1 protein-coding gene and 1 pseudogene are annotated in these 1,118 nt (G+C 59.7%); one reads left to right on the top strand and one right to left on the bottom strand.

Going from position 1 to position 1,118, the window contains the following annotated elements:
• Positions 1-12 precede the first annotated feature (12 nt).
• The gene (locus DBR18_RS07620) at positions 13-615 is read right to left on the bottom strand and encodes a Yip1 family protein (RefSeq protein ID WP_007917515.1); all 603 of its coding nucleotides are present in this window, start codon (positions 613-615) and stop codon (positions 13-15) included.
• 372 nt (positions 616-987) lie between these two features.
• Between DBR18_RS07620 and DBR18_RS07625 the strand changes: the two are divergent.
• Positions 988-1,118, top strand: a pseudogene (locus DBR18_RS07625) (tRNA 2-thiocytidine(32) synthetase TtcA); the annotation flags it as partial.

The following is a 1,118-nucleotide window of genomic DNA, read 5'->3' on the forward strand; positions in this document are numbered from 1 at the left end:
GGGTGAAACCTGTCAGTTGGTGTACACCGGCCCTACGCCCAGGCCCCAGACAATCACGGTGAACGCCATGATGGCCACCAGTACCACCAGGCCCACCGCCAGCACCGAGCTGGAAAACAGGAAGCCTTCGTCCGATGGAATGTTCATGAACGTCGGCAGCCCCACGTACAGCAGATACACCGTGTAGCAGATGGCCGCCGTGCCGACGATCATCCCCAGCCACATGTGCGGATACAGCGCCGCCAGCCCGCCGACGAACAACGGCGTCGCGGTGTAGGTGGCGAAGGCCACGCAACGGGCCAGGCTCGGGTTGGCGTCGTAGGTGCGTGCCATCCAGTGCACGAAGGCGCCCATCACCGCGACCCCGCCGAGCATCGCCAGGTACGACATCACGGTCATCCAGATCGCGCTTTCGACGGTGAGCATCACCGGCGCGCGGTTGCCGATCACCCAGCCGACCTGAGTGGTGCCGATAAACGCCGAAACGGCCGGAATCGCCGCCAGAATCAGCGTGTGCGTCAGGTACATGTGGCTGATGCTTTCCTCTTGGTCGCCACGGATTTCCTTCCATTCCTGATCGGGGTGGGTAAAAAGTCCCACTACGTGATGGATCATGCCAGTCACTCCTCTTGTTATTGCCATCGCCCCCCAGCGGAGCGCCTACGGGCCAATGAGGCCGAGCAAATTCAGGTCTTCAGACGTGTGCGACCTTATGACGCAGTATAGAAAGGACTTAACCGCACAGGTGATAGGGGCTTAGAGCAAATCGCGCTGTAAATGCAGGGCGTAATCGCCGTCTGCTCTTGTATTGATCCCTGGAGGAGCTGACGAGTGAAACGAGGCAGCGATCTTTTGATCCTGGTTTTTTACAATCAAAGGATCGCAGCCTTCGGCAGCTCCTACAGGTGCGTCCGTCAGGACGCTTCGCCGCTGGTGGGTTTTTGCGTAAAATGCCCGCCTTTCGTCACACCTCACGGATTTCGCGTCATGGGCACTCTTACGGTCAACCAGAACAAACTGCAAAAGCGCCTGCGCCGCCTGGCCGGCGAAGCGGTCGCCGATTTCAACATGATCGAAGACGGCGACAAGGTCATGGTCTGCCTGTCCGGGGGCAAGGA

The sequence above is a fragment of the Pseudomonas sp. HMWF021 genome, assembly GCF_003061005.1.
Taxonomy (GTDB): domain Bacteria; phylum Pseudomonadota; class Gammaproteobacteria; order Pseudomonadales; family Pseudomonadaceae; genus Aquipseudomonas.

What these genes read in the sequence shown, in the direction of transcription:
- DBR18_RS07620 (WP_007917515.1), bottom strand. Translation starts at nt 615, where the DNA reads ATGATCCATCACGTAGTGGGACTTTTTACCCACCCCGATCAGGAATGG.